General features: G+C 64.5%; 1 protein-coding gene. It reads left to right on the forward strand.

The annotated features are described in order from the left end of the window. On the forward strand, positions 1–2411 hold a 2411-nt coding region (locus tag AC1Q9F_RS28355), incomplete at both ends, for a DUF6531 domain-containing protein (RefSeq protein ID WP_492621364.1).

Raw genomic sequence — 2411 nt, forward strand, 5'->3', positions numbered from 1 at the left:
GATGTTGGGTTGGGGTTTGGCTGGAGCCATTCGCTGGCGCATCGGCTGGAGGTTGATGGCGCTGCGGTGGTCTGGGTGGATCACGAGAACCGGCGGACGCGGTTTCCGTTGCCGAGTGTCGAGCGGCCGGCGATTCACAACAGCCTTTCGCGGGCGGCGATCTTTCTGGGGGATGAGCCGGAAGAGTTGATCGTTGCGCTGGCGGGTGAGGCGGCGAGATTTTATCACTTTCGGGCTGGGCGTCTGACGGCTGTCAGCGATGCGTATGGCAATCGTCTGACGGTGCATCGGGATTTTTCCGACCGGATTCAGCGGCTGGATAACGGGGCCGGTCGTTGCTTGTTACTGCGCTACGAGCGGGCGCATCTGGTCGCGGTCGATTATCAGGTCTGGCGCGAAGCGGCCTGGCACACCGAACAGACCCTCGTTCGCTATTTGTATGACGCCCGTCACCGACTGATCGAAGCCTCCAACGCCGTCGGCGAAAGCGAGCGTTACGACTACGACGACCAGCACGTCATCCTGCAACGGCAGCTAAGCGGCGGCGCGAGCTTTTTCTGGGAGTGGGAGCGTGCCGGCAAGGCGGCGCGTTGCGTGCGGCACTGGGCGTCGTTTTCGCAAATGGATACGCGGTACGTCTGGGATGACGCCGGCCGTGTCACGGTGCATTACGTCGATGGGACTGAAGAGACTTACGTCCACGACGACACCGCGCGGCTGGTGCGTCAGGTCGCCGCCGACGGGGGCGAACAGCTCAAGGCCTATGACGCGCAGGGTCGGCTGGTTGCCGAGCAGGATGCGCTGGGGGCGGTCACCGAGTACCGCTATGACGACGCCGGACGGCTGATCGCGCTGATTCCGCCGGACGATGCGCCGACGTCCTACGAGTACCGCAACGGTTTCCTGCACAGCCGTTCGCGTGGCGATGCGGTGTGGACGTACCGGCGCAATGCCCAGGGTGATATCACCGAAGCGGTCGATCCCGACGGTCATGTCACCCATTACCACTTTGATGCGCAGGGGCGGTTGCTGTCGATCCGTTATCCGGATTCGGGTCGCCACGTGTTCGTGTGGAACGACCTCGGCCAGTTGGTCGAGGAAAGCCTGCCCGACGGTGGGGTTCGGAAGTTTTCCTACGACGTTTTGGGGCGGCGGACGACGGTTCAGGACGAACACGGTGCGGTCACCCGCCACGCGTGGGACGCCGTTGGCCGGCTGATCCAGACCACCTCGCCGAATGGCGCCACCCGCGCCTGGTCCTACAGCGCCTACGGCCAGATCACCGCCGAACGCGATGAGCTGGGACGGATCACCCGTTACGAGTATGACGACGACCTGCACCTGGTCAGCCGGCGTATCAACCCCGACGGCACGCGGCTGCAATACCGCTACGACCATGCGCAGCTGCTGCTCACGGAAATCGAGAACGAGTCCGGCGAAAAGTACCGGCTGGACTACACGCCCACCGGACTGATCCGACAGGAAACCGGCTTCGATGGCCGGCGCACCGCCTACGCCTACGACCACAACGGCCACCTGCTGGAAAAGACCGAGTTCGGCGACGACGGTTCGACGCTGGTCACCGGCTACCAACGTGATGCTGCTGGGCGTCTGCTGCTCAAGACCCTGCCGGACGGGGTCGAGGTCAGCTATCGCTATGACTGTCTCGGTCGACTGGTCGGCGTGGATGACGGCCAGGATCACCCGCTGGCCTTCGAATACGACCTGCAGGACCGGCTGGTGCGCGAGCATCAGGGTTGGGGCACCTTGCGTTACACCTACGACGCCTGCGGCCAGCTCACTCGCATGCGTCTGCCGGACAACAGCAAGCTCGACTACCACTACGCCAAGGGCGGCGCGCTGACCGCGATCGACCTCAACGGCGCCTTGCTCACCCGTCATGTCTACCAGAACGGCCGCGAACAGCAGCGCCAGCAAGGCCTGCTGCTCAGCGAATACGCCTACGACGAACAGGGCCGGTTACGCGCCCACGCCGTAGGCCATCAACGCAACTCGCTGTACCGTCGCGACTTTGCCTACAGCGCCAACGGCAACCTCGAACACATTTCCGACACCCGCCACGGCCAGGGCAGCTACACGTACGACGCCCTCGACCGGCTGATCCGCGTACGCCACACCCGCGACGATGTGCCGGAAAACTTCGCCCACGACCCGGCCGGCAACCTGCTGATGCAGGACCGTCCAGGCCCGACACAGATCAAAGGCAACCGCCTGCTGATGCAGGGCGACCGCCATTACGACTACGACGTCTTCGGCAACCTGATCCGCGAACGCCGCGGCCGCGCACAACAGCTCGTCACCGAATACCGCTACGACAGCCAGCACCGCCTGATCGGCCTGACCCGCCCCGACGGCAGCAGCGCCACCTACCAATACGACGCCTTCGGCCG

The organism is Pseudomonas sp. GW823-FHT04A03, from assembly GCF_058796615.1.